This window comes from Pseudoalteromonas sp. JC28 (assembly GCF_013319255.1).
In the GTDB taxonomy this organism is placed as follows: Bacteria; Pseudomonadota; Gammaproteobacteria; order Enterobacterales; family Alteromonadaceae; genus Pseudoalteromonas.
Genome location: NZ_QOKX01000007.1, coordinates 334,974 through 354,515, shown reverse-complemented (window position 1 = coordinate 354,515; position 19,542 = coordinate 334,974). Strand labels below are relative to the sequence as shown.

Genomic DNA, 19,542 nt, shown 5'->3' with positions numbered 1-19,542 from the left:
TCGATGCGATGCGTAGAGAACAAACATAGGAAGAGATATGACGATTCTTGTAACTGGTGGTGCAGGCTATATTGGCTCTCACACTGTATTAGAGCTGCTACAGCAAGGCAAAAAGGTAGTGGTCGTAGATAATCTAAGCAACTCTCAGCAGACTTCATTACATAGAGTCGCTGAGATAGTAGGAAAGGAAGCGGCATTCCATCAGGGGGATATTCTTGATAAGCCATTTCTTGATAGTGTATTCGCGCAATATGATATTGAAGAAGTGATCCACTTTGCAGGCTTAAAAGCCGTAGGAGAGTCGGTTCAAAAGCCAATCGAGTATTATCAAAACAACGTTCAGGGTACGTTGACGCTGCTTGATGCGATGCGTGACGCCAATGTATTTAAGCTAGTTTTTAGCTCGTCAGCGACGGTCTATGGAGATCCTGCCAGCCTTCCTATTCGTGAAGATTTCCCTGTTGGTGGCACCACCAATCCTTATGGTACGTCAAAGCTGATGGTTGAAATGGTACTACAGGATGTCGCTAAATCAGACCCGCGTTGGGCCTTTGCTATTTTGCGCTACTTTAACCCGGTTGGCGCACACGAGTCGGGGTTAATTGGTGAAGACCCAAATGGTATTCCCAACAACTTACTGCCCTACATCTCACAGGTTGCTGTTGGTAAACTGGCGAGTTTAGGCGTCTTTGGCGACGACTATGACACCAAAGACGGCACGGGCGTGAGAGATTACATTCACGTGGTTGACCTCGCTATTGGCCATTTAAAAGCACTTGAGAAAATCGCAGTAGCGGCAGGCACACATATCTATAACTTAGGTACCGGCAATGGCTACTCAGTACTTGAGATGGTTACTGCGTTTGAAAAGGCAGCGGGCAAAGCCATACCCTATGACATTAAACCGCGTCGCGATGGCGACATTGCCGCCTGTTACGCAGCGCCTGAAAAAGCCAAATCTGAATTAGGCTGGCATGCAGAGCGTGGATTGGATGCCATGATGCAAGATACATGGCGCTGGCAAAGCAATAATCCAAACGGGTATCGTTAACTACTAAGTTAGTTATTGATGTATATCGAAAAGATAACAGCCTTATTTCTGTCTACATTTAGTGCATGGGGCTTTCTTTTTGCTTTGCTTTACAACCTAGCCATTTATTCTGGGAATAGGCAAGAGCGTCTTGAACAACAGCCTATATTTTATAGTGCAGTTATGTTTATTTCGTTTCTGATTACTATTCCCATTGTAGCCCTTTTTTTGCTTCCCTCTGACAGTGCAGTTAATACTTGGGAAATTCTTAGGTATAACGGCGCTTTAATCGTGATGGACTTATTGACTATGTTCACGCTGACACTCATTCCAAGAGGGAGTGCTAGGGTAGGTAATGTTTGTTATAGCTACTTACAACTATGCATGTCTTTTTCAATCGTGATATTTCTCGCAGCAGCCTGTTTTGGAGTCTATTATCAATACCTTCCTTCTTGGCTTCGGCAGTTTTTTTTAATTTTTTACCCTCTTGGCTCCAATGCAAATGACTTAGTCATGGTTTCAGTACTCGTTATTAGGCGTGACTTCCTAGGGTTACATCGACTCTATCGACGGCTATTAAACTCAAGTTAACGCAGCTAGCGCTAAAACTGGCTGCTAGAAAAGCATTAATTATCCGAAGCTCAGGTTAACTATGTTGTTATAATTATTATTTTCATAAATCTGTCACGTTGTCGTCATCTAAACTCGGTTAAATATTCTGGTATAGACCAGTTTAGAGGCAGTTATGAACAACGATTATTTACTCCTGACGCCAGGCCCGCTCAGTACATCTCACACCGTGAAAGAAGCCATGTTGAAAGACTGGTGCACCTGGGATGATGAATATAACCAAGGTGTGGTGCAAGTTATTCGCAATCAGCTTTGTGAAATTGCGGTTGCAGATCCGCAGTATCGCAGTGACTACAGTGCAACCTTAATGCAGGGCAGTGGTACAGCAAGTGTAGAGGCGGCTATTGGGACTTTTATTCCTAAGTCTGGCACTTTACTGGTTATCAATAATGGTGCCTATGGTGCGCGTATTATTGAGATAGCCAATTATCTAAATATTAATGTGATAGCGCTCAACTTTGTTGAAACCGAATTGCCGCAACTTGAGCAGATCTCACAAACGCTTGAGCAACACCCTGAGATCACCCACGTAGCAATGGTACACTGCGAAACCACAACGGGGATGCTGAATCCGGCAAAACGCGTAGCGGAGCTTGCGAAACATCACAACAAAGTAATGATCCTTGATGCCATGAGCAGTTTTGGCGGCATTGAGATGGATATGCACGAGTGGCAAATTGATATCCTCATTAGCTCAGCAAATAAGTGTATTCAAGGTGTTCCAGGTTTTGGCTTTGTGATTACAAAAACAGCGCTCTTGGTTGCCTCTGAAGGACAAGCACGTTCACTTTCTTTGGATCTACACGCTCAGTGGAAAACCATGGAAAATCATCATGGTAAATGGCGTTTTACCTCGCCAACGCATGTTGTCAGGGCTTTTGCCAAAGCACTGGAAGAATTGGCGCAAGAGGGAGGCGTTTCTGCGCGATTTAAGCGTTACAGCGAAAATCAAAAACAACTCGTTAGCGGCATGAAAGCCCTTGGTTTTGAAGCCTTGTTACCAGAAGTCATGCATTCACCTATTATCACTTCTTTTTATTCACCAAGTGACGAAAGCTATGAATTTAAGCGCTTTTATGAAGCATTGAAGCAAAAAGGATATGTAATTTACCCCGGTAAAGTATCAAACGCAGATTGCTTTCGAATTGGTAATATTGGCGAAGTGTATGCCGCAGATATTAGCGGACTACTTGAAGCTATCTCTGAAGCAAAATACTGGTAAACCGTTAGGGTAGGAGCCGCTTTACGCGGCGATTGCTATTACTGAAGCAAAATACTGGTAAGCTGTTAGGGTAGGAGACGCTTTACGCGGCGATGGGTTAAGGGGGTTACACTCCTTTAACTAAATAAATGAGTAGCAAATCTTAAATCGCTTAAATCGCTCGCTTAAATCGCTGACACCCACGAAATTAAATCGCTGAGATAAATCGCTGACACCCACTACTTAATTTGCACCTTCCTAAGATACCGCCTACGCTTTAATTTTGCACTCAAAGGATTGAGGAAACCAAACTATGGCTACTGCCCGTAAAAAACAAATCAGTTTAACCGACACCAAATATTATCACTGTATCTCCCGTTGCGTGAGGCGCGCCTTTCTGTGCGGTGAAGATAAATTTACTGGAAAATCATATGAACACCGCCGGGATTGGGTTGAAGAAAAGCTCCTGATGCTGGGCTCCGTGTTTTGTATTGATATCTGTGCTTATGCCGTGATGAGTAATCACACCCACATTGTTTTATATGTTGATGATAAAAAGGCTAAGTGTCTGTCGGATAAAGCGATTGTGATACGGTGGCACAAGCTGTTTAAAGGCAATTGGATAACCCATAAGCTCGTTGAGGGAGAAAGGCTAAGTGTCTGTCGGATAAAGCGATTGTGATACGGTGGCACAAGCTGTTTAAAGGCAATTGGATAACCCATAAGCTCGTTGAGGGAGAACCACTCAATGAATCGGAACAATTGATATTCGATGAGCATGTCGCCAAGTACAGGGAAAGGCTCGCAGATATTAGCTGGTTTATGCGAGTGCTTAACGAAGACATCGCCCGCCGAGCAAATAAAGAAGATAATTGTACAGGCCGTTTTTGGGAAGGACGGTTTAAATTCCAAGCATTACTGGATGAGGCCGCATTGGCAGCTTGTCTCGCTTACGTAGACTTAAACCCCATTAGAGCCAAAATCGCAGCAACGCCTGAGACCTCAGACTACACCAGCATCAAAAAACGCATCGACCACGCTAAGCTGGGCAAACAACCAAAAAGCCTACTACGCTTTGCTGGTAGCCCACGAAAACATATGCCTAAAGGCCTGCCCTTTGAATTCAAGTCCTATATTGAATTAGTTGAGCTCACGGGCAAATGTATTCGCGCCGATAAACGTGGTTATATCAACGAAGCGCAACCTATTCTTACTCGATTAAATATAGAACCTGAAAACTGGATAAAACTCACTACGCAGTTTTCTCGGGTATTCCACGGTGCTGTTGGTCGAGAGCGAACAATAACCGCTTACTGTGAAACACTGCAAAAACGACGACGGACAAACCTAACAAACTGTGAGCGCTTGTTGGCTTAGCAGAGCAAGCTTTTCAACTCTAGAATTTCTTACTGTTGTATTTACAGCGCCTTGTCGTGCGCGATAAACCTGTTTTGTTGAATAGATACGCCTGAGCGCTAAAAATTAGCCTATCTATAAACGTTTTTGACCAAAGTGGTTGAAGTATTTTTATACTTTTTTACTTCACTTCCTCAGCACTGATGTAAACAGTAATGGGTGTCATTGATTTGATTGCTTCCTCAGCACTGATGTAAACAGTAATGGGTGTCATTGATTTGATTGTATTGGAAATGTCATTTGGAGTGCAAAGGCTTCACTAGTCTTTGCACTCTGATAGACTAAATTTAACTGAAGAATGCTTCTAGCAGCTCTCGAATCAACCAAAAAGCAAATCCTTGCTTGATGCCTTTTAGAAAGTCATTTTTCGTTGTTTTGTCGTCACTAGGTTTTTGTTTGTTATTTTGGGTCATATTAAGACTCCTGTATTTATTTTTATATGATCCTAGCGTCACCATCTACTTCAATACTTAAGCTGTGTACTAATACGAATAAAACCCATGTTGGACATAATGTTGAATTAGAATGAATGTGGAATTTCACGCAGCAAAGAACCGCAGTTCTTTAGTAAGACAGCAGTCAAAATATAAGCATGAGATTGGTTTTTCTAGGAGTGAATGAAACGACTTATTTGTTTTAGTTTTTGTCGATTCATAATTTCATTATAACATAATGAGAATCATTTGCAATAATGCTTAATTTCTTGCATACAAGAGTGTTCCACCACTAACTCGCATTTAGACGTAGAATATAGAATTAATGAAGATGTTTTTGACGCGGCAGTAGCTCTGGAAAGGTTGTCGTGCTAAAGCACGACCTACGGGTACGGGGGTTACACGCCTTCAACAATCATTTCTATGGCGTCATGGAGCCAATATTCAATATTGTAATCCACTAGTGCTTGCTCGGCGTCATAGCGGGCGCGCAGTACCTTTAAACAAGGCGCGCCACTATTCTTTTCTAGTTTGTCGGCAATATCATCGGGTAGTACGGTGACGCTTATTACACACTGTTCAAAGCTGACGTCAACTTGGTAATGGGTCGACATCACTTGTGTGATTGAACCATCCAGCGGTTGGCTGTGTAAGTCGGCAAAACGTTCGGCTGCACAATAGATCTGTTCCATCATTATTGCGCGACCATCTAACGCACGTACTCGAGTTAGTTCATACACTGGCTGGCCGTTAAAATGAGAGTGGCTAAACTCAGGCTCTGTGGAAGGGGCATTAATTGCCACTACTTGAGTTGTTGGTGTAAAGCCTTGTTCAATGGCAAGGTGGTTAAAGTTCACTTTTTTAGCTGGATGCCATTTGAGTTTTTCGGGGGTGACAAACCAGCCGCGACGCTTTTGGCTAAAGATAAGTCCTTCGGCTTCTAGTCTTGCTAGGGCTTCACGGACGGTGATCCGTGTTGAGCTAAATGTTTCTTGCAGCGCGCGCTCTGAAGGCAACTTGGCACCGGGCGTCATGCTGCCAGCGGCGAGCAGCGCTTGGATATGGTTTCGAATACGTTGATAAAGCAGCATAATTGAGTCGATAAAACCTTTTGTGACAAGCTTACTATCGTTTTATGACAGGATAAATATTTATAATTTGAGACTTGTAAACTCAGATTAGCCTAACTCGCCAAATAGGCTTCTATCTGGCTAAACCAATAGCTACTCGGCAAAACGGCTAAACTCGGATCTTTCCCTAAATCATCAAAACGACGCAGCGCGATAATAGCGTCCAATTCAGGGAGCTTGGAGAATGCCGCAAGTTCTTCGCTGCTCATCTTTCCGCCTTGTCTTGTTAGCGTTAATTGGCTGGCAGGAGAGAGCGTTTGGTAATACTCCTCATCAATACTGACCAGATAGCGTTTCGCATCTACGTGTTTGCGCACTAGCATTGTCACCGCGTGATCAAAGCCAAGTTGAGTTAAGTGATCCGCCCCTAAATCGCCATGATTGCTATACCCTTGTGGGGTAAAGTCGGGGTTATTCTGAGACTGAGCAACAAAATGGCCAATATCATGTAAAAATGCAGCGATTTGGGTCGCTTGATCATAACCATTTTCTTTCGCGAGGGTAGCGCATTGCTCGGCATGGTAAATTTGGCTGCATGCCTCGTCATAGGTGGCGTGACCATATTGCTCGAATAGCTGTTTTATTTGTGCAACGGCATTCACTTTATATACTCCTGCTTCACGTTCGGATCTAATTTTGCTGCGCTGCCACTTAGCTTGCTTAGCCAAACATCGAGTTTATGCGGTGGCGTGTTGTTATCCTCAGCGCTTTCTTTACGGCGAATGGCATTTCTCACCATTAAGGCCCCCGCGGTGCGAAATGGCTCGACGGGAAACTGTTTAAGCGTTTGGTTGACCAAGGCGCAGTGACGCCAGTCGTTATGTTGATTAAGCAGTAGACTCGCTAAGATTTGCCCACCTAAATAGGATTGCACCACGCCGTTGCCTGAGTAACCACTGCCATAAAACACATTAGCTTGACCATTTAAGTGACCAAAGAAAGGCATGCCAGATACACTTCGGTCTGAGGGGCCGGTCCAAGTTCTGTCTATCTCGAGCTGGTGATGTTCAAAGAAATGGCTAAATGAGCGTTCAAGAATGGCTTGATAACGGCTGGCGCGGTGAAAGGAGTCTCTCACTTTGTTATTGAAACTAAAATAATTCCCGCCTTTGCCAAGCATTAATCGACCGCTTGAGGTGGTGCGGTAGTAATTCACAAAAATGCGTGCATCAATCACCGGAGCGCCGTGGTTCAACCCCATTGCCGCAAGCTTTTCAGGTGCTGATGTGGTGATAGCCATATCGCTCGAAACCAACACTACGCTGCGAGAAAATTGCGGCAATAAGCTTGGCAGCCAAGCGTTAACGGCAAACACCAGCTGATTGGCTCTGATCTCGCCTTTGTCTGTGGTAATGGTTAGCGTGTCTTGGCCTTGGTGCTTTAGGTAGCGGGTGTGTTCAAATACCTTGACCCCAAGGGCTTTTGCCACCTTCATCAGTCCACGTACAAGCTTGGCGGGTTGAACGCTACCGGCATGGGGAGAGTAAATTCCAGCAAGGTTGGCATTAGAGCCGGTAGCTTGCAACTGCGATTTATCCAGTGTTTGCCACGCATTAAGTTGGTGTTGCTCAAGTAGGGTGGTAATGTGGCCAAAGGCATTGCGCTGGCTGTGATTTGAAGCCGTATAGTAAGTACCATCAATGCGGCAATCACATTCAATCCCGTGTTTACTGGTAAAGGCTTTAATATCATGAACGGCCTGCTCCGACTGGCGCACTAAAAAGCAGGCTTGTTCTAAGCCAAACTCTTTAATTAAGCTGGCAAACTTAGTCGACCATGTCAGCATAGCTCCACCATTACGACCCGAAGCACCTTGTCCACAGAGGTCTTTTTCAATAATGGCGATATTCAGCTCAGGTTTTTGCTTTTTCAGCGTTATGGCTGTCCAAAGGCCAGTAAAGCCGCCACCTATGATACAAACTTGGGTATCCAACGCGCCATGAGGCGGCGCGCTGGCTGCGGCTTTAATATCGGCTTGAGTGATTGCTTCATCAAACCAAAAAGGCTGAAAACGCATTACGGGCGCTCTCCACGGGCGATACGAGCAGAAATATCCACCAAGACCATTTCGATGTCGGCTAGTGAATCAATCACATAGTGCGCACCGGCCTCGCCAAGCTGCTGATAAGCATTAAGGGAATGTGCACTTTGCTCTTCGTGACCGAGCGCAGTCCATTCTTCTTCGCTAAGCCCCACGGCATTACCCGTTAACGCAAGTCCTACGGTCCACATGCCGGCATTTAATCCCTCGCTAATTCCCGGCGCGGAATCATCGACTTTTACGCATCCTGATACACGATTAATCCCAAGTCTTTGCACGTTTTCTAACGCCATCCAAGGGCCTGGGCGAGAGCCAGCTGCACATTCATCACTGGCAACCACACAATCTGGCTGATAACCATAGTCGGCAGCGGCAGGCACTAGTACGTCCATCACAGGCTTGGGATACCCAGAACAACTGCCAATCTTAACGCCTTGTTGTTGTAATCGTTTGATCACCGCAAGCACGCCCGGAATGGGGGTTGCTCGGTCGGCGACTTTTGCTTGTTGGAGCGGCATAAAGGTTTTATAAATATGGTCAACATCTGACATACTCGGTGCCTGACCAAATTGGGTTATCCAGCGGGTGCGGACGCTGTCCATTTGTAGCAAGGTATTAATGTGATCCCATTTGCCCATTCCCATCGGGCCGCGCGCTTCAGCCAAGGAAATATCAAATTGATATGCTTGCTTAAATGCTTCAACAAAAATACTGGTAGGGGCAATCGAACCATAGTCGACCACAGTACCAGCCCAATCCAAAATTAATGCTTCAATGTGTTTCATGTTGCTAAGACTCCTAGCTAGGAAATATGTGATGAAAGTGCCGTGGCGCGTAGTTGCGTTGACGCCTTACGTGGTCGCTTTAATTTCACGGCAAAATAAATAATTGAGCTCACTACGAGGGCGCTTGCGATAAACGCTACCCAGTAGCAGGCCATGGTAAAAAAGTGCAGCCAGCTGAGCTCAGGTGTGGCAAAGGTTTTATAGAGCAAGATGCCCACTGAGCCTATGTAGCCCGCCGAATCCGCCAGATAAATTAAAAACCCGGCGTTCGCAGTCGAGCCAACTGCTGAGATCATGCGGTCAAACAAAAAGCAGTTATAGGGGATATAACTGATATAAAGACCAGCCCCCAGCAGTACCATCCAAGTTTTAGGATCGAGACTTTGGGTTTGGTATAAATACGTACTGCCAGCCAGTAGTAAAGCCCCGAGTAAGACAAAGCCATGATTGGCAAAAAATGCGATGCGGTTATTTTTAATTAACACCAATGCGGCAAGCGCAATGAGTACGATAAAGGCGATGCGGATCCCGGCATAAGCAAAAATCGCGGGTTCTTGCCCATACCCTAAGGCCTGCCAGATCTCGGCTGAGAAGTTATCTCTAAAGTCACGAAAGCCGGTAAAGAGTAAAAAGCTAAGCACCAGTACGGTTATTCCAAACCAATACTGTTTAAAAAACGCTAGCCGTGCTTTGCCATCCATTGGCGCGCGCTTTTGTCGTAATTGTTCATCTTCTTGTGTAGGCTCAGGAATACTATTTAGACAAGCAACGCTGAGTACAAGCAGTGGTAGAAAAATCGCTCCGGTTGCCGCTGGCATCCACAGTTCAGGCACATTGAGTTCGCTCACCAGCCATTTGCCCACAGTTCTGACCAATCCAGAGGCAAGAATAAAAGTAACGCTGAGTACCGCACCTAAGATTTCGGTGGTTTTACGACCTTCTAAAAAGCTAAAAACCAAACCCCAGATCATGCCAAGGGAGAGGCCATTGGCAAACAGCCAAACCAGATTCCAGCCCGTAGGAGTGATGGCAAATAGCACCAGCGCGAGCTCGGCGGCTAAAATCATGGCCAAAATCGCACGACCGCGATAATGATGCTGCATTTCAGCAATCACTTTAACGCCGATAAATTTCGCGCATAGGTAGCCAAACACTTGCGAAAGGATCAGGGCAATTTTAAAGCTAACAACCCAGCTCGGGTCATCAAAGGCTTCATAGGTATTGACCGAAAATGGCTTACGAAAGGCGTACATACAAAAGTAAGTCATAAACGCACTGGTCGCGGCAAATAGCACAAAGCCGATACCTTGGGCGTCTTTTAGCCAGTGCGGGCGGGCGTTAAATAGGGTGATCTGCAACATCATAGGATCCTCGGTAATTCGAGGGCAATCCTTTGTGGATTGCCCGTCAACCGGTGTATACCAATCGGCTTAATCAAGTGAATTGGTATTAAAATTGGTAGTTAATGCCGACCATGCCGCGGATACCATAGTATTCCACCTGTAATGGACGGCCCTGCTCACCTTGGTAGTACTGCAATGCTTCATTGGTGAGGTTACTTAGCTCTAGGTAAACTAACGTTTGTTCGTTAAGTTGATATGACGTTGTAAAGTCTACGCTGGTATTGGCGCCATAGTAGCTATCCGATTGGCTATCGCCGCCGTGCTCTTCGATATAGGCACCTTTATGATTAAGCGCTATTCGAGCTGCAAAACGGGTGTCGTCGTAATACAGCGTAAAGTTGTAAAGTTCATTGGCCTGACGTGGAATGGCCACTTTTTCTGTGCGCTCTGGGATCTGCATTTCAGAATCCATAAAGGTCGCATTGGTCATTACCCCAAAGTTGCTCAAACTGTCAGAAATAAAACCAAGGTCGCGGTTAAATGCCAGTTCAATGCCCGCAAGCCAAGCGCTATCGCCGTTTTCAGGACGGATGATGGTCACGCCTTGCTTGTTGTTGTAATTGCCAACGCTGGTGGCTTGGAAGATAGGGTCTTGGATATCTTTGTAGAATACCCCCGCAGAGACCAAGCCAACGCGGTCAAAATAATGTTCCACCATCAAGTCGAGGTTATTTGAGTACGTAGGGTCGAGCGCTGGATTTCCTGAGTTAAGCTGATTGTCTTGCTCAAGGTAAGTTGCCCCTGGTGTTAATGAGCCAAAGTCAGGACGGGCAAAGGTGCGAGTTAGTGCGAGGCGATAATTGGTATCGTCATTGGCACGATAAGTAACATGTAGTGCGGGTAAAATGGACCAATAATCATTGCTGTTGGTGGTATCAACAACTTTGTCTTCGTCGGCTAAATAAGTGTAACCAGACACTTCGGTATCGGTGCGGGTAACGCGTAAGCCGCCTAATACTTCCCAGTTGTCGTTAGCTTGGTAAGTTGCCATACCGTAGAGCGAGGTGTGGGTTTCTTCAACATCGAAGTTTCTGCCCAGCGCTCCACCGTTGCTGATGAGTGCTGATTCACCCGTATCTAGCTTGAACTTATTGCGATTTTGCGTCCAAAACTGGGCAAGAGCATCGGTGGAAGCCACCTGCGACAACTGCGTGCGATAATCAAACTTGGCTTCGCTTAAGTAATCGCTGCGACCGGGTTGATCGCTTAAGGCAAAGTCTGCAAGCGTTGGCGCTGCGCCATATTGTTCGCTGTCCCACGCGTAAAACTCATCGGCAAAGTCAGCTTTACGGACTTTGTCACGGTATTTTGCCCCAAACTTAACGGCTAGCTGGTTATTGTATTGCCAGTCAAAGTCGGCATTGGCTACCAGTCTGTCTTTTTCGTTGACGTAGACTTTGTATAGCTCAACCCAAGACAAACCCATTTTGCTTGGATCGAGTGTAAAGCCCGAGGGGAAGTGATTGCTAATGGCGTTCCAAGGGTCACTGCCGCCGTCTACTTGGTTGTAGGCATAATTTTTACCGGTATCGCGGTCTTCAAGTCCAACATATCCAACCTCTTTTTGATCAAAACGGGCGACAAAATAGCTATTGTCTTCACTGTTGGGTTTGTCGCCATAACGAAACTCATTTTCGTACGTGGCTAGTTGCCAAGAGAGCGTTTTATCAAAGCCAAAGTCATGTTCACCTGCAATTTCAAAGCCTTGCATTTCGGTGATGAGTTCGTTGCGAATATGCTGCAGCTCAGCACGGTCTTTATCAAAACGCAGCCTGTGCTTATAGTGGGTTTCATCATCAATCAATGTGCCATATAGCGCGCTGGCGCTGAGCGTGCCGCTTTCAAGTTGATATTCCAGCGAGCCATTTAAGCCATAAGTTTCACGGGTTCCGGTATAATCACGCAGCTCTAAACGGTAAATGCCTAAGCCATCGTTACCCCGGCGCGGCTCATAATTATCGGTTGCCCAATCACGCTGCCACGCTGTGGCGTTAATGATAAAACCTAGCTTGTCGTCGAGTAGACGGTCGCCGTACACCACATTGGCAGAATAATTTGTACCATCGGCGAGTTCGTTTTGGCCCACAGCAAAGTTGGTTTTGAGGATAAAATCATCAGCGCCTTTTTTGGTCACGAAATTAACATTACCGCCAATCGCATCGCCTTCCATGTCGGGAGTGATAGCTTTAGACACTTCCACAAACTCAATCAATTCGCTTGGAAAAAAGTCGAACGCAGTGGCGCGGCTGGTGGTTTCCTCTTCTGCGGTTGGAAGGCGGTTACCGTTGATACTGGCCGAACTCCATTGTGACGGTAAACCACGCACTGCAACAAAGCGGCCTTCACCTTGGTCACGCTCTATCGACACACCTGGAATACGTTGTACGGCTTCAGCGGCATTTCTATCTGGTAACTTACCAATCCCATCGGCAGAAATGATACTTTTGATATTACTGGCATTTTTTTGGTTATTTGCAGCGGCCATTGCGCCACGGAAGATTTGCCCAACCGTGACCACTTCTTCCATCGCTTGTTGATGGTTTAATAAGATTGGAGACAACGTAGTGACTTTGCCATCAGTTACTTCAACCTGAAATTCAGTTTCCTGATAACCCATATATTTCACGACTAAGGTGTAGCGACCGGCATCTAGTTTTGGCAGTTCAAAGCGACCACGATAATCAGACACAGTGGATACATCTTGGCCTTTTACCGAGATAACGGCGCCAGACAGATTACTTTGTGGGTCTTTTACAACACCAACAAGTTTACCTGTCGCAGCATATAAGCTGGGACTGGTGGCGAGTAACACGGCAGCAGCGATTTGGGTTAGTTTTTTCATTGCTCTTTTCTCAAAAGTTTGGGTTAAGTTTTCTGGTCTAGTCCAGTTTGTTGCAGATAGAGTAATGACGGTTTTTTACATTCCGATGACACAAAGGTGAAAAATTAACTAGCGCCTACTGCTCTTTGTTGTTTGATTCGCTTTAAGGAGGTAGGAGGATGTTGTTAGATGTTTGGCTTAACTGAATAAGATTTGTCATACTCGCGTTATCAGCGACAGGTTTTCAGTAAAGGAATGGCAACGTGATTTATGCTTTGATTGCGGCGATTGGACTTTCTCTTTTTATTTATAGCATTACAGCTCGACAACTAGATAGGGCGGAGCTCACCGCACCTATGTGGTTTGTGCTAACGGGCGGGGCGATAGGCTTTGTGCTTGGTAATATTGAAGGAGGGCAACAAGCTTTAGCGGTAGATATTAATGGCCTACAAACTTGGTTGCCGATTATTGAGTTGACGCTTGCGATTTATTTATTTTCCGATGCTGCAAAAACGCGATTACGGGTGTTATCTCACAGCTTCCAGTTACCGGTTAAATTATTACTCGGGCTGCCATTAACCATGGTATTTGGCGCGTGGGTGGCCCATGAGCTGTTCCAGTTATCTTGGTTGGCTTGCTTTTTAATTGCGGTGATCATCACCCCAACCGATGCCACTTTATGCAAAACCTTCATTCAGGATAAGTCTGTGCCCACCAGATTACGTGAGGCAATTAATGTGGAAAGTGGTTTGAATGATGGCCTGTGTATTCCGGTATTTCTGTTTTTACTGGGCGTATTAGCTGAGCGAATGCAAGCGACGACTGAATCATTTGCTTGGATTTTTATACGTGAAGTGGGGATTGCACTCGTTGTCGCGGGGTTACTGACTGGGGTGATCATTTGGTTACTTAAACGCGCCTATCAACATCATTACTTTGCGTCTAAAACCAGCCCTTTTCTCTTTGTTGGCATCGCTTTTTTAGTTTTTTCGGTAACCCAAGCTTTGCATGGCAGCGGTTTTATTGCTGCATTTGTCAGCGGTTTGCTGTTTGATAAGTATTATCGTGATGAGTTTAAAGATCAGCTTATCGAAGAAGGTGAGCACCTCGCCGAATTTGCGGCTTTTATGATCTGGATTGTGTTTGGTTTGTCGGCCAGTGTAGTGCTGCTAAATGTTACCCAATGGCAGGTTTGGGTGTATGCAGTGTTAGCAACCGCCATGTTTAGATTGATCCCGGTATTCCTCTGTTTGTTAGGTGGTGCACTGACAACCAAAGAGCGCTTTACGTTAGCTTGGTTTGGCCCCAAGGGATTGGCTTCGGTGGTGCTAACCTTAATGCTACTCAGCGAAGAGTTGCCAAATGGTTTGCAAATTACTCAAGTGGCAATGGCAACGGTGCTGTTGAGCATTTTTGTGTTTGGATTATCTAGTCGACCCATTTCTAAATTATTTACCAGTGCTTCTGGTCGAGAGTGATTACTCTAAATAACAATTGGTATAGCGTATGATTTCGTATCTGAATTGTACTGTTATATTGTAACTTATTGTGAAATAAAATATTTTTTGTCACTTTGCTGAAATAAAAAAGTCATGTAACGCGCCTAGACTGTGCCCGCCTTACAGACAAATATTACGTTTCAGGAACAGTACAATGAATAAAAAGTTACTTACAGTTGCTATCTCTGCAATTCTACTTACCGCGTGTGATGACGATACAAAAACCGTTGAGGTGATCAAAGAAGTTGAAGTCATCAAAGAAGTACCAGTGCAAGAAGTGACACAAGTAAAAAATGTGATCCTTATGATCGGTGACGGTATGGGACCACAGCAAGTTGGCTTACTTGAAGAGTATGCTCAGCGCGCGCCAAACTCAACTTATAAAAACAAAGGCAATCAAACAGCGCTGTCTAAACTTGCTGCGGGTGGTCATTTAGGCCTTTCCATGAACGCACCACATGGCGCGACTGGCAGTCTAGTAACTGACTCTGCTTGTTCGGCAACTCAATTAGCAACCGGCCTTGCAGCAGGCTCAGAAATGATAGGCCTTGATGCCGATGGCAATAAAGTAGCGACTATCTTAGAAAAAGCCAAAGCCGCGGGTAAAGCGACGGGCCTTGTTTCAGATACGCGTATTACGCACGCGACGCCAGCGGCATTTGCTGCCCATATGCCGCATCGTTCATACGAAGCTGAAATCGCTGAGCAATTAGTTCGCTCTGGCAGCGTTGATGTGATGTTATCAGGTGGTGCTCGCGTATTTGTACCAAAGAGCACGCCTGATAACGCTGAAGTAAAAGCACAACTCGACGCGCTTGGCATGCCTAGTAGCGTATATAAAAGCTCAAAGCGTGGAGATGAAACTAACCTAGTTGTTGAAGCAAAAGAGCAACATGGTTATGGCCTTGCTTTTGATAAAGCACAATTAAGCAGTTTTGAAGGCGAAAAAGTACTAGGTCTATTCGCAAACTCTGGTATGAGTGACGCAATTGCTTACAAAGCTTGTCAACAAAGCAACAGCTGTACTCAGCCTTCATTAAAAGAAATGACGGTGAAAGCGCTTGATATCTTGTCTAAAGATGAAGATGGCTTTTTCTTGATGATTGAGGGTGGTCAAATTGACTGGGCGGGTCATGCAAACGATGCAGGTTGGATGCTAAATGAGCTGCTTAAATTTGATGAAGCCGTTGAAGCTGTGCATGAATGGGTAAAAGACCGTAATGATACGCTAGTCGTTGTGACTGCAGACCATGAAACGGGTAGTTTTGGCTTTAGTTATTCAAAGCATGAGCGTCCTGAAGCACAAACGCTGTCTGGCGATGGTATGTATGTAAATGGTGTTGCTAAAGAATATCATCCTAAATTTAACTTTGGTCCACTTGCGCAACTAGACAAGCTTTACGCGCAAACAGGCACTTTCTTCGATATCCTTGCAGAAGCTGCGCCCGATGAAGCCTATGAAAATGTATCGGGTCCAACTTGGAAAGCGACCATTGAAGATATGACGGCTTACACGGTGACGCTAGATAATGCCGCAAAAGTCGGTCAGAGTGTATACGATGAAAATAGCGCAGATATGATCCCAGCGTTTGAAGACTTTAGTGACTTCTATGTATACGCCAAAGAGGATTACACCGGAAAAATTGCTCGCGCGATTGCCTCAGAGCAAAGTGTAGTGTGGGGTACTGGTACACATACGGCTGCGCCAGTACCGGTTTATACTTTTGGTCCTGCGGGCGTAACTAAGCAATTCTCAACCATGCAGCACCATGTGGACGTTGCAAACAAAATGATGACTGCGCTTGGTTTAACTGAATAAGCCAAGCACCTAGATTTTAAGTAACTTCAGTTAAGCCACAGCAATGTGGCTTTTTTCTGTCATTAAGGTCAGAAACTCGCGTTGTGGTAGCGGCTTTGAATAGTAATAACCCTGACCAAAATCACATCCAGCCTGTTTTAATAGCTGATGCTGAGTCGCGGTCTCAACGCCTTCAGCGATGACTTTTAAGCCTAGGCGGTGAGCCATCAAAATAATGGTTTCACATAGGGTTAAATCGTCTGCATTGGTTGCAATGCCATCGACGAAGCGTTTATCAATTTTCACAAAGTGACAATCTAATTGTTTTAGATACGCGAGTGATGAGTAACCCGTGCCAAAGTCATCTAACGCAAATTGAAAACCTTGCTGCTTTAAGCGTTCAACTCGTTGTTTAGTGCGGCTATCATTGTGCATCATCATTCCCTCCGTAACTTCTAGAACCACGTGCTCTGGGGGGATCGCAAGCGTTGTGAGTTTGTCACTCCAGCTTGCTAAGGTGCAATTTTTAGCGGCAAATTGGACCGGTGACACATTGATGCTAATTTGTGTTGTATGGCCTAAGTGCTGTAGTTGTGTCAATGTATCAACAGACTGCGAAAATGCTAAATCGCCAATATGATGAATGAGCTGGGTTTCTTCGGCTAACGGAATAAACTCAGCGGGACTCACCATACCTTGCTCTGGGTGTCGCCAGCGGATCAAGGCCTCGGCTTTGGCGACGCGATTATCGTCAAGTGATACGATAGGCTGGTAGTGCATTTCAAATTGATTGTTATGCAGTGCAGTACGAATACCTTTGAGCATGTGCATTCTAGATTCTGCGACTTTGCGTAAAGCGTCATCAAAAATCACATAGCCGTTACGACCTTGCTGCTTTGCTCGATACATTGCTTGATCGGCAGCCTTTAATAGGGCTTCTGCACCATTACCATCTGTTGGTGCGGTGGCAATCCCCATACTTGCAGTGATATGGCATTGCTCATCTTGGATCTCAAAAGGCTGTTTGAATGCGGACTGGATCTGAGCTGCTAGTGCTTTGCACTTTGCTTTATGTTCGTCATCCTCCAACACAAAGACAAACTCATCACCTCCAATGCGGGATAAAAACGCATGCGGAGCCATACTCTTTAAACGTTGTGCGACTAACTTCAAGAGTAAGTCGCCGTAATAATGGCCTAATGTGTCGTTAATATCTTTAAAATTGTCGAGATCGAGTAATAACACGGCGGTTTGTTGTTGTCCGCTGGCAACCTGTTTTTTTAAGTGTTTTTTAAGTCCCACACGATTATGAAGATCGGTTAATTCGTCAAAATGTGCTTGTTTCCAGATCAGCGCATCTTTACGCTTTACTTCGGTAATATCGGTGAAGATCGCGACGCGGCGGTAGATCTCACGGTTGCTATCGTAAACGCTATCAATAGTCAGCCATTCGGTGTAAAGCTCGCCATTTTTCTTACGGTTGACAATCTCACCTTGCCAACGGCCGTGTTCGTTGAGCTGCTGCCACATCAATTCGTAAAAGCTACGGTCATGTTGACCCGATCCTAACATGGCAGTGGACTTACCCAGCACCTCTGAGCGTGAGTAACCAGTTACACGCGTAAAGGCAAGGTTGACGTCCAAGATAAAGCCATTGGCATCCGTGATGATCATACATTCGCTGCTATTGTTGTACACCAATGCTGCAAGGTTTAGTGCTTCTTCTTGATGCTTACGTTGGCTAATATCACGGAAAATCAACAACGCCTGTGGATGTGACTCAATGGCACATAGGCGACATTCAACCACTTGATTACTGGTTGGTGAAAACTCTAGTTGCACATAGGTTTTGTCATTCAACAGCGCAAGCTCTGCGCGGATCCGTTTATAGATATGTTCTGGGAGCAATTCCCTAAGCGTTTGTGCTTTGTCTGTGTAATCGCCATAACGAGATAAGATCTGAGCCTGTTGATCTAAGCGCACATAGCTATCGGGGAGTGCATTAATCAGGGCTTTTACAACGGCAAGTCTATGATTTGCATTGTCTTCAGCGGCTAAGCGTGTTTGCGCCATATGAGCAAAACGCTCGGCGATATGCTCAAATTCACTGGGCACTTTGGTTGCGTTAAAACGGCGATCTTGCTTGCCCGATTCAAGTTGTGCAATAGCATGCTTGAGTGCGCCAAGCGGTTTTAAAAGTTGTTGCTTTAATTGCCAATGTGTTTGCCAAAACAAAATAGACACAAGCGCCAAAAATATTCCTAGAAAGAGTGCAAAACGCTTATCTATGCTGCTCAACTGGGACTCAAAATCGAAACTAAAGTAGATTTGTAACGCTCGGTTGCTGTTATTGAGTGATTGCTTTACATACACCAAGCGATTGCCTTCTGGGGTGTTTAGTAGCGTCGCCTGTGTGCTTAAATTGCTTGGCCAAGAACTGCTAACAGCACGGCCAAGTTCTGCATTTGCTGCTGGATATTGCGCAATGATTTGCGCTTTAGCGTCGGCAATCATTACCCGAGTACCAACAGGAAGAGGCAGTTTTGCAAGGGTCTGGCTCCAATGCGTTAAGCCTTTCACTGCGACAAGCATAAATAAAAATTGTTGCTGATCATCGTAAATTGGTAGCGCGAAGTTGACTGTTGCACGCTGCATGCTGCGGTCAATTTGATACTCACCAATACTAAACTGGGCAGTGCGCATTGCGGTTTTAAAGTAACCACGATCGGCGATATTGATCTCGCGTTGATCTGCTTGATGCGTAGTACAAAGTACGTTCCCTTGTGCGTCAACTATGCCAAGGTTAGCTAGGTTGGGGCTGAGCAGCATCGCGTGATAAAGCAGCGGCGGGCATTTGCCGTGCTCTACGGTAAGATGATCGATACGGGTCGACAGTTGCTGTAAGACTTGTTCTGTATCTGCGAGCTCTACCTGCTGGATCGCCGCAACTTGTTTGGCGTAATGCAGCGCCTGTTGTGACTGTTGTGTTAATGCCTGCTGACGTTGCTCACATAATAGAAATAAAATAATGATCAGACATGGCAAGCACAGTAGAACGAGTAAGCGATAAAATCGAAACTGTATTGAAGATTTCAGAATAATCCCACCTATGGAGCTGATCAGAGAGCGCGAATGATACCGAATCAGGTTAGGACAACCAAGCAAATTTGCATAAATAATTCAGCTGCAAAAGCATCACTGAGCAAGGGCTAACAGATAGAATTTTTAATTTCTAAATTGAAAGTATGATGTGATTATCCGGTCAAAAAAAATGGCATTTTTTCATCTCTCCACTTTTTTCCACAAAATTCATGATCTTCCACAAATCCCGCGATTTTTCTGGCTTTCAAAGGT

12 protein-coding genes and 1 pseudogene are annotated in these 19,542 nt (G+C 45.3%); 5 read left to right on the top strand and 8 right to left on the bottom strand.

Features of this window, described 5'->3' with window-relative positions; genetic code table 11:
- The first annotated feature begins 37 nt into the window (after nucleotides 1–37).
- The 3 genes and pseudogenes from galE to DS891_RS17005 all read left to right on the top strand — a co-directional run bounded on the left by galE (nucleotide 38) and on the right by DS891_RS17005 (nucleotide 4,238).
- The gene (galE, locus tag DS891_RS17015) at nucleotides 38–1,051 is read left to right on the top strand and encodes a UDP-glucose 4-epimerase GalE (RefSeq protein ID WP_174170451.1); all 1,014 of its coding nucleotides are present in this window, start codon (nucleotides 38–40) and stop codon (nucleotides 1,049–1,051) included.
- A gap of 724 nt (nucleotides 1,052–1,775) precedes the next feature.
- A complete protein-coding gene (gene phnW, locus DS891_RS17010) occupies nucleotides 1,776–2,882 on the top strand; it encodes a 2-aminoethylphosphonate--pyruvate transaminase (protein ID WP_174170450.1) in 1,107 nt (368 codons plus the stop codon).
- Between the two features lie 292 nt (nucleotides 2,883–3,174).
- Nucleotides 3,175–4,238, top strand: a pseudogene (locus tag DS891_RS17005) (transposase).
- 326 nt (nucleotides 4,239–4,564) lie between these two features.
- Here the strand turns inward: DS891_RS17005 and DS891_RS24740 are convergent.
- The 7 genes from DS891_RS24740 to DS891_RS16975 form a co-directional block, all read right to left on the bottom strand.
- Entirely contained in the window at nucleotides 4,565–4,690 is a 126-nt protein-coding gene (locus tag DS891_RS24740; protein WP_282961455.1) for a hypothetical protein, read from the bottom strand.
- 419 nt (nucleotides 4,691–5,109) lie between these two features.
- Complete coding sequence (locus DS891_RS17000) at nucleotides 5,110–5,802, bottom strand: UTRA domain-containing protein (protein ID WP_174170449.1); 693 nt, start codon at nucleotides 5,800–5,802, stop codon at nucleotides 5,110–5,112.
- A 92-nt stretch (nucleotides 5,803–5,894) separates the two neighbouring features.
- Nucleotides 5,895–6,443 (bottom strand): HD domain-containing protein, encoded by a 549-nt coding sequence (locus DS891_RS16995; RefSeq protein WP_174170448.1) that lies wholly within the window; start codon nucleotides 6,441–6,443, stop codon nucleotides 5,895–5,897.
- Entirely contained in the window at nucleotides 6,440–7,858 is a 1,419-nt protein-coding gene (locus DS891_RS16990; protein WP_174170447.1) for an FAD-dependent oxidoreductase, read from the bottom strand. The genes DS891_RS16995 and DS891_RS16990 overlap by 4 nt, the downstream gene beginning before the upstream one ends.
- Nucleotides 7,858–8,667: a phosphonoacetaldehyde hydrolase gene (gene phnX, locus DS891_RS16985; protein WP_174170446.1), complete on the bottom strand. Its 810-nt coding sequence runs from the start codon at nucleotides 8,665–8,667 to the stop codon at nucleotides 7,858–7,860. The genes DS891_RS16990 and phnX overlap by 1 nt, the downstream gene beginning before the upstream one ends.
- A gap of 17 nt (nucleotides 8,668–8,684) precedes the next feature.
- Nucleotides 8,685–10,031 (bottom strand): DUF5690 family protein, encoded by a 1,347-nt coding sequence (locus DS891_RS16980; RefSeq protein ID WP_254605915.1) that lies wholly within the window; start codon nucleotides 10,029–10,031, stop codon nucleotides 8,685–8,687.
- Nucleotides 10,032–10,116: 85 nt separating this feature from the next.
- On the bottom strand, nucleotides 10,117–12,912 hold the full coding sequence (locus DS891_RS16975) for a TonB-dependent receptor (RefSeq protein WP_174170445.1): 2,796 nt from the start codon (nucleotides 12,910–12,912) through the stop codon (nucleotides 10,117–10,119).
- 242 nt (nucleotides 12,913–13,154) lie between these two features.
- Here DS891_RS16975 and DS891_RS16970 point away from each other — a divergent pair, with 242 nt between their 5' ends.
- Together DS891_RS16970 and DS891_RS16965 are read left to right on the top strand one after the other, a co-directional pair.
- Nucleotides 13,155–14,369 (top strand): sodium:proton antiporter, encoded by a 1,215-nt coding sequence (locus DS891_RS16970; RefSeq protein ID WP_010605810.1) that lies wholly within the window; start codon nucleotides 13,155–13,157, stop codon nucleotides 14,367–14,369.
- 175 nt (nucleotides 14,370–14,544) lie between these two features.
- Nucleotides 14,545–16,209 (top strand): alkaline phosphatase, encoded by a 1,665-nt coding sequence (locus tag DS891_RS16965; RefSeq protein WP_174170444.1) that lies wholly within the window; start codon nucleotides 14,545–14,547, stop codon nucleotides 16,207–16,209.
- A 30-nt stretch (nucleotides 16,210–16,239) separates the two neighbouring features.
- Here DS891_RS16965 and DS891_RS16960 read toward each other — a convergent pair whose 3' ends face one another.
- The gene (locus DS891_RS16960; protein ID WP_174170443.1) at nucleotides 16,240–19,233 is read right to left on the bottom strand and encodes an EAL domain-containing protein; all 2,994 of its coding nucleotides are present in this window, start codon (nucleotides 19,231–19,233) and stop codon (nucleotides 16,240–16,242) included.
- Nucleotides 19,234–19,542: the final 309 nt, after the last annotated feature.

Bases quoted from the DNA above. Each gene is read 5' to 3' on its own strand.
- phnW (WP_174170450.1), top strand. From the start codon at position 1,776: ATGAACAACGATTATTTACTCCTGACGCCAGGCCCGCTCAGTACATCT.
- DS891_RS16990 (WP_174170447.1), bottom strand. From the start codon at position 7,858: ATGCGTTTTCAGCCTTTTTGGTTTGATGAAGCAATCACTCAAGCCGAT.
- DS891_RS24740 (WP_282961455.1), bottom strand. From the start codon at position 4,690: ATGACCCAAAATAACAAACAAAAACCTAGTGACGACAAAACAACGAAA.
- DS891_RS16975 (WP_174170445.1), bottom strand. From the start codon at position 12,912: ATGAAAAAACTAACCCAAATCGCTGCTGCCGTGTTACTCGCCACCAGT.
- phnX (WP_174170446.1), bottom strand. From the start codon at position 8,667: ATGAAACACATTGAAGCATTAATTTTGGATTGGGCTGGTACTGTGGTC.
- galE (WP_174170451.1), top strand. From the start codon at position 38: ATGACGATTCTTGTAACTGGTGGTGCAGGCTATATTGGCTCTCACACT.
- DS891_RS17000 (WP_174170449.1), bottom strand. From the start codon at position 5,802: ATGCTGCTTTATCAACGTATTCGAAACCATATCCAAGCGCTGCTCGCC.
- DS891_RS16965 (WP_174170444.1), top strand. From the start codon at position 14,545: ATGAATAAAAAGTTACTTACAGTTGCTATCTCTGCAATTCTACTTACC.
- DS891_RS16980 (WP_254605915.1), bottom strand. From the start codon at position 10,031: ATGATGTTGCAGATCACCCTATTTAACGCCCGCCCGCACTGGCTAAAA.